This is a genomic window from Bradyrhizobium sp. UFLA06-24 (assembly GCF_054967145.1).
The window spans coordinates 1-7,334 of the sequence record NZ_JADFUE010000127.1 but is presented as its reverse complement, the minus strand read 5'-3'; the positions used below and the strand labels follow the sequence as shown (position 1 = coordinate 7,334).

The 7,334-nt window shown below is 57.5% G+C and carries 4 protein-coding genes; all 4 read left to right on the top strand.

Annotated elements, in window-relative coordinates:
• The first annotated feature begins 930 nt into the window (after positions 1 to 930).
• Positions 931 to 1,692: a class II aldolase/adducin family protein gene (locus IF809_RS37435; protein WP_441258719.1), complete on the top strand. Its 762-nt coding sequence runs from the start codon at positions 931 to 933 to the stop codon at positions 1,690 to 1,692.
• A gap of 532 nt (positions 1,693 to 2,224) precedes the next feature.
• On the top strand, positions 2,225 to 3,367 hold the full coding sequence (locus IF809_RS37430) for an ABC transporter substrate-binding protein (RefSeq protein ID WP_441258720.1): 1,143 nt from the start codon (positions 2,225 to 2,227) through the stop codon (positions 3,365 to 3,367).
• Between the two features lie 1,065 nt (positions 3,368 to 4,432).
• Positions 4,433 to 5,251 carry an aspartate/glutamate racemase family protein gene (locus IF809_RS37425; protein WP_441258721.1) on the top strand — a complete coding sequence of 273 codons (819 nt, stop codon included), beginning with the start codon at positions 4,433 to 4,435 and terminating at the stop codon, positions 5,249 to 5,251.
• 739 nt (positions 5,252 to 5,990) lie between these two features.
• A complete protein-coding gene (locus IF809_RS37420) occupies positions 5,991 to 7,061 on the top strand; it encodes a flavin reductase (RefSeq protein WP_441258722.1) in 1,071 nt (356 codons plus the stop codon).
• The last annotated feature ends 273 nt before the right edge of the window (positions 7,062 to 7,334 follow it).

The following is a 7,334-nucleotide window of genomic DNA, read 5'->3' as shown; positions in this document are numbered from 1 at the left end:
TCAAGATACCCACCGGTGCGCCGTAAAACTGCAGATTGCGTTTTGGCGACGATGTCCGAACCGCCCCTCTATGGGAGTCACTCATTTTTCAAACTGGTCCTTCCATTCACTGAAGTTGATAAATCACAATCCCGACGGATAGGCTTTCGATAAAGCCGCACTTCTTGCGTCGCACATGCGAGGAATTCCCACCTTTAGCGGTTTACCAGGCCGGATCTCAGCTCCAAGCCATCGACAACGGTCTGCTTGGACACCAGGTCACCGCTGTGCAGCCCTTCACCGACCTGCGTCTTGAATTCGGGGCGCAAGTAGGGGCTCAGCGTCGACCTTGATGCTTGCCTCGGACTTCTTCACTTCAGCCGCTCCCATCTGCAAATCCAATTTCATTCCGATAGCGCTCTTGAGATGTGTTCTGGCCGAAGATGCTAAAGGCGATTTCGCTACTGAAAGCTGAGGAATTCGAACATGATTGCCGGATTTCAACGAAAAGGGCGCACTGTTCGCTGGAGTTCGGCGATACCAATTCCTGCCCGGCGGTTTCGCCCTCCCCGAAAGCGGCAACCCGCTTCTTTCCGCAGAGTTGCACTGCGCGTCAGGTCAAAGGAAGCCGGCCGATATAATCTCTCCAAAGCGAAGATGTGCGCGCCACCCTTTTTGAATACACAGGCGACCTGTTCTTCCGCTTACTCCAGGGATGCCTGTCGAGCTGCGACCCTGATCTTGGTCTTTCCGGCAATCGAGAACTAGGTAATTTGAACGAATCGGTGCGAGGAGCTGACCGCCTCTCGCGCGGTACCCGCTGAATTTGGTCAAAAGCGTCCTCGGGGCGCAGGATTTTGGCGTACCAGACCGCTCCTTTGCACATTGTGCGCATTCGAGCCCGATTACATTTGAAAAAGCTGAATGCTAATTCCACGAGGAGCGCGCGTGATGGTTGCCGTTGTTCACCAAGATCGCACCAATATGACTGACGCCGAATGGCAAATCCGCTGCGACCTTGCTGCGCTATACCGGATCTGCGACCTTTACGGCTGGACCGATACGATCAACTCCCATCTATCGGCACGTATTCCCGGTGAACCGAACTGCTTCCTGATCAACAATTACGGCGATTTGTTCGGCGAGGTCACCGCATCCAGCTTGGTGAAGATGGACACCGACGGCAAAGTATATGCCAAAAACGGGGCCTTCAACGACGCGGGCTTTATCATTCACGCTGGCATCTACAGGGCCAAGACCGATGTCAATTGCGTGATGCACACTCACGTACGCGCGGGCGCCGGCATTTCTGTCCTGAAGCATGGCCTCAGGCCAATCAGTCAAGACGCGCTCGAAGTCTACGACGAGGTCACCTATCACGAGTATGGCTCGCTCGGCTCATATAACGAGGGCGATGCGCTAGGCGTAACCTGCCAAAAGGGCGAATGCCTCATATTGCGCAACCATGGCCTGCTCACCATCGGCGCAACGCCTCAGGCCGCACTCCAGCGCATGTACGCCCTGGTACGTGCCTGCGAGATCGAAGTGATCGCCCGCACCTTGGACGAGCCGCCGACGCCGATCGATCCCGAGGTGGTGAAAGACTATGCCAAGCGCAACAAGCCGAAGCGTGCCTTGCCCGAATTCGGAATCAAGGAATGGCGGGCTGCGGTCCGCCAAATCGAAGGCCGCAGCACGGATTGGCGGCAGTAAGCTCGGCATGGGCCTTCGAGTTAGAGCCTCAGCACGCGCGCAACTCAAGCCAAGTGCGATTGGCGAAGCGCGCGCATGCTTTGTCAGCCAGCTGGCTGGATTGCTCCGACATAAATGGCGCTCGTCGAGGACTTCCATTGCGCCAAGCGAGCGAAAGACCGGCGAATATTATCGATCGACGCTGGCGTTGCCGTTGATCGGGGCGCCGCCTCAAACCAGCAGCTCACCCTTGGGTTAACCCGGTGGCCTGCCCTGAAGCAGCCCACATGACTTGCGTGACACGAGCGTTTACCGAAGGTCGCCGCAAGGTCCTCACTTGTTTTCAAGTGCGGTATGTGCGCAGGAATCCTGCGTGGCTGGGCCGCTAGCTCTATTCTTTCTTCGTTTCTACATCGGTGTTGGATGAGAATCCATGCAGCAAACCGCTAAGGTTCCTTTGTGGGGATCGCAGGCTGACGGTCGCCAGGCTGCACAGCTGGCGACCCGATGATTGCGCTCGCAACGCTCGTTTGGCCTTGCAAGGAGGGACCTAATGACCAAGCAGAACACCAACGGCGCTTCAAGCGCCAGCATGACCCGGCGATTGATCCTACAAGCAACGGCAAGTTCGCTAGCCATGCCGCTTGTCACGAAGTCCACGCTCGCCTGGGCAGAGGAAAAGCTCGCCGGCAGTGGGGAAGTCGTCGTTCAGACATTTGGCGGCTCCTACACTGAGGGCTTTCGACGATACGTCCATGATCCATTCACCAAGGCGACCGGAATAAAGGTCGTCGACGTGGTCGCTGATATCGCTGACCCGCAGGTCATGGCGATGTCCCGGGCCGGCCGGGTCGATTGGGACATCGCCCAGGTTTCGATCGTGAGCTATCTCGGGATGCATGCAACCGGAATGTTCGTGCCGATCGACTACAAACTTTGGGATCAAGAGTCGCTCAAAGGCGTCCCTCCGAGCGCTCGTCTCGAGGCTGGCGCCCTGCTTTACTCCACCGCGACGGTTCTCGCCTACGACGAGCGCGCTTTCCCGCAAGGTGGCCCGAAAAACTGGTTTGATTTTTGGGACGTCAAGAAATTTCCTGGGCCGCGGGGACTGAGCGTCATCAACCCCTGGCGTACGTTGACATTTGCGCTTGTCGCAGCCGGGGTCGCACCAAACAACATTTGGCCGCTGACCGATGACAAACTCGATCGCGCATTCGAAAAGCTAAACGAGATCAAGCCCCACATCACAAAGTGGTGGAATGCTGGTGGTGAACCGACTCAACTGCTGATCAACCGAGAATACGCGATGACCAGCGTGTATGACGGCCGCGTGCTCAGCGCAATGAAGCAGGGCGCTCCGATCAAATTCATCTGGGACGGTGCTGATCTGGCGGGGAGCACCGTCGGTGTGATCCTCAAGGGCTCACCAAACACCGGGAATGCGCAAAAATTTATCGCATTCATGAATCGCGCTCAGATTGCTGCCGGCGTTACTCAGGGCACCGGCTACTCAGCGCCGAATAGCCATCAGCTTGAACATCTACCGGCCGACCTCATTCCCCTGCTTAGCGTCAATCCGGAGAATGCTGCGAAGACCATCATCGAAGACTCCAATTGGCTGGCTGCCAAACGCGCCGATGGCAAGTCGAATTCTGATTACATCCAAGAGCGATGGTTGAAGTGGCGGACGGCATAAGTGCCATAACATCAGCGGCCGACGGAGCCCTCGTAGGCTCCGCCGGTTGCCATTGCGGCCGTGGAACTGCCAAAGCAGCGGAGCTCACAGCTAGTTCGGAGGGCACAGCCCTTGGCCGGATTCGAGTCTCTCTAACGCTCTTGCCTACTCCACTGACCTGCAGCGCCACTAAAGCGAGTCGACGTCGCGTTGATCGCCTTCATGTCGCGAGGCCTGGTATCTCTCGCCCGTAAAATGTTTTCTGAATGCCGGAGAACGGCTGCAGTATTGGGTCCAGGCGCGCAGCTTTCCTCGTGGAACGGCGTACCATCTTCTCGCGCGGCGAGCATTCTGACGGAAGATGCCTCTATCATTTCTCCACTCTGACACATCTTTCCAGCGTCGGCTGCGCCGTCAATCGAGCAGGAGCACTTCAATCAAAATAGGCCCACGCAAAGCATCATGCTCGCCCGCCAATGTAATTCGATGCGCTTAATTGCACCAATGTGCCCCGAAGCTTCATGCTTGTTGACGCAAATCAAGTCGCGTTTTCCTGAGTAGTTGCAACATACGTTTCCAACAACTTGGAAAATTCGTATGAATCGCATTCAGCGTAGTCGTGCTTGGGATGATTGCAGCGGCCGCGTACGCGATCTTGGTCCCCGCAGATCGTCTCGCGACCCATACGTCTTTGAATCCGCTGGCGGCCGCTATGAGCCTGCTGGGGATCACTCCGGCTGACGCCGGTGCCGCCGGGCTGGAGCTTGCGCTCATGCGCGGCGAAACGCGCTGCGAGGGTTGCAAGCTGAGGGTGGACTGCATTGATCGCCTCTCAAGGGCCTGGGGCCGCGCGTTGCCGCAAGGCTGCCCGAATGCATCGCTCTTCCATGAGATTGCCCGAAGGAGGCCACGGCGTCGAGGGGCGCTTTCCTGCGCGTAAAGATCTCGACATCATTTGTCTGCTTGGGCAAGGATACCCTCGCCAGTCATCGGACCCGGCCACCGGTTCAAAAGGTGGGCGAGCAAACCCGACCTATTCGGTCATGATTCAACTCGCTTCCGCCTGATCCGTGTTTGAGATCGCAGATGAACCAACCCTTGCGCGAGCCACACTTCACTGCAGAGTTTCGGCACCAAGGCAGCCCTTATTATGAGAATTCGGCTTCAGGTTGCGGCTACGCTCCCTCAATGAGATCGCAAAGCCCCCCCTATCTGGGAATCCTCAACCTCGAACGCGGCGATTTGCCGGACGCGCCTCCGCCGGAGGCATGGCCTGGGTCGCTGCTCAATCCGACTGCTACGTTCCATTTTCCCGTCCTCGCGGAAACCGTTGCCGGGGCTTGGGTTGAAAATGTTGTGCGCGGTGATCCTGCACTTGAACCGGCCTTCATCGCTGCGGCCCGGCGACTTGTGCACCGAGGCGCTGTCGCGATTACCTCGACTTGTGGCTTCTCTATCCGGCATCAGGCAGCCGTGGCCGCTTCAGTGAACGTACCTGTGGTTATGTCAAGCCTGCTCCTGTTACCAGCGTTGCTCCGGCAGTTCCCAGCGGCCGCCAAAATCGCCGTCCTCACCTATGATTCATCTCACTGTGGTGAAGACCTCCTCGGAGTTTATGATCCGAGAGAGCGGGCGCGAATCGTGGTAGGCGGCATCGAAGGCGGCAAGTTCTGGCATGACGAGATGAAGCAGCCGGCGCCACCAATCGACGTGGTCGGAATGGAGCAGGATGTCACGGGCTGCATCGCGCGGCTTCGAGCCAAGCATCCAGAGATCGTGGCTATCCTGTTCGAGTGCGCGGGCTTTCCGATGGTGGCAACGGCAATCCGCCAAATCGTGGATCTACCGGTCTACGACATTACTGATCTCTGCCGAATGACCATGGCGTCCGTCGGTGTCAGATAGCATCCCCGGCTCGGGTGGGGTCAAACGTTTGCCGATAATGGACGTTGACGACGAACGCGAGTGTCGTCCGCAGCAGAGCATCTCGTTGTAACCCACGTTGTTCTGGCTATGGCGCTTGCGGCGGCAAGAGGCTCCATTTTGGCTCGGCCGCGGCGCTCGCGCCTTCTGTGCGTGCGCCTCCGACCGCAGCCCTCCGGGGCATTCGTGCCAGACGTCGTTACGATGTAGGTGCTCGTCGGGCCTCGCAAGTAAGCGAGCCGACATATTGCGCGATCCGATGAGGCTGCAAGACTCACAAGATCACCACGTGTACACGGAACAGTACGCAAATACCTCGACCTTCGCGACCCGCAATACGGCGGCGCGATTCTGCGCGATCTGTGTGCTTTTTGCTGCTTATCTTCGATGTTTGCGCGCGGTTCGCTGCGAATCCGCTCTCCAGCAACCTATAGTGTTTTTCGAATATTGGGCTCGTACTTGAGCGATCCCGGCCGAAGCGACGCCCGTCGGCAAAAACGCCGCTGAACGGTCAATGAGTTTTGCGTCCCTTAAGAACGAATGTCATGACTAGGCGGACATCACTTCATCGTTCAGGCGACCCGGCCCGCCGTTCAATGATTAAGACGGCGACGAGTTCACTACCGCTGCCATTCGTCGTCCCACCCGCGCGGGCGCGCTCGGTCCACCTTATCGATGGCAGAATAACCATTACAATCCACATCAACGAGCATTGGCTGGCATGGCGAACTCAGTGACACAATCAACGGATGGCATTGCCGCGTCGACCGCGCCATTGGATGCATCATCCCCAAAAGATGCAGTAGAGGACGCCCTGGTAGGTCCCTCTGTCTTGGACGATGGGCGCGCAGAGCTAGATCCGCGGTCGTTTCGAACGAGTCTGGGACAATTCGGAACGGGCGTCACCGTGGTCGCCACGCAGATCGACGGACGGCTCGCGGGGACAACAATCGGCTCGTTTTCGTCTTTGTCGCTCAACCCTCCGCTTGTGCTTTGGTCCATCGCTCGCTCCTCGCGCAGCTTTTCGATGTTTGAGCGGGCGCGTCACTTCACGATCAATGTCCTCGCGGAAGACCAGATCGGAGTCTCGCAGCAATTTTCAAGTTCGACAGACGACAAATTTGCGGGGCTTCAATGGTTCAAAGGCAGCAATGGCTGTCCCGTACTGCCGGGAATTGTCGCCTTGTTCGAATGCGAGCAAGAAGCGACCTATGAGGGCGGCGATCACTTGATCATTATCGGACGAGTGCAGCGGTTCGTGCGCTATTCGGGCAAGCCGCTTTTGTTCGTTCAAAGCAAATATGCTGTCCCACAGATTCATCCACAATTGCAATCCGCGCCTGATGCGCCTGTCACACCAGCTCGCCCAGAATCTAGAGCGATGGCGGCATTGTCGAAACTACTCCTTGACGCAACCCGGCTCCAGGTTGGTCGCTTTGAGAAACACCGGCGCGCAGAAGGCGTCAACTATCTGCAGAGCCGGGTTTTGTGGGCGCTTTACGCCAATCCCGGCCAGGCCATCGGCGACCTGGCTCAGCAGATCTTTGCTGTGCCAGACGACTGCGCAGATGCGGTTGCGGAGTTAATCGAACGCGGCCTCCTCACTCAAGATCTCAAAGAGAGAGTCTCTCTGACAGAGGCTGGGCGCGACAAACGGAACGCGATTCAGGTGCGAGGCGATAGATACGAAGCGGAATGCCTTTCTGGATTCAGTCCAGAGCAAATTAGCGCCGTCCGCGAGTTTCTGGAGGCTTTCATCCGGAAATTCGAGGATGCCGACTCGGCGCTCTAGCCTGCTAGAGAGGCTACTTTGGTCTGGTGCGGCCCGTACCGAGAAGCCATGCCTCTTCCGTACTCAGGCAGGCCTAGATGGTTCTTGAGCGCAATTTGGTTCGGCATTGCAGGAATTGGACGACCGTCCACGACCGAGACCGCATGACAGGAATGGCCTCTACCTCATAGGGGTCACTATAAATGCAACTTACATAGGCTGGAGAGACAAATGGCAGACAAAAGGCAAATGCGCCTGGGCGCCTCGATTCGAGGCCTCGGCTACAACATTTCA

Coding starts and splice junctions, on each gene's coding strand:
- IF809_RS37430 (WP_441258720.1), top strand. CDS start 2,225: ATGACCAAGCAGAACACCAACGGCGCTTCAAGCGCCAGCATGACCCGG.
- IF809_RS37435 (WP_441258719.1), top strand. CDS start 931: ATGGTTGCCGTTGTTCACCAAGATCGCACCAATATGACTGACGCCGAA.
- IF809_RS37425 (WP_441258721.1), top strand. CDS start 4,433: ATGAACCAACCCTTGCGCGAGCCACACTTCACTGCAGAGTTTCGGCAC.
- IF809_RS37420 (WP_441258722.1), top strand. CDS start 5,991: ATGGCGAACTCAGTGACACAATCAACGGATGGCATTGCCGCGTCGACC.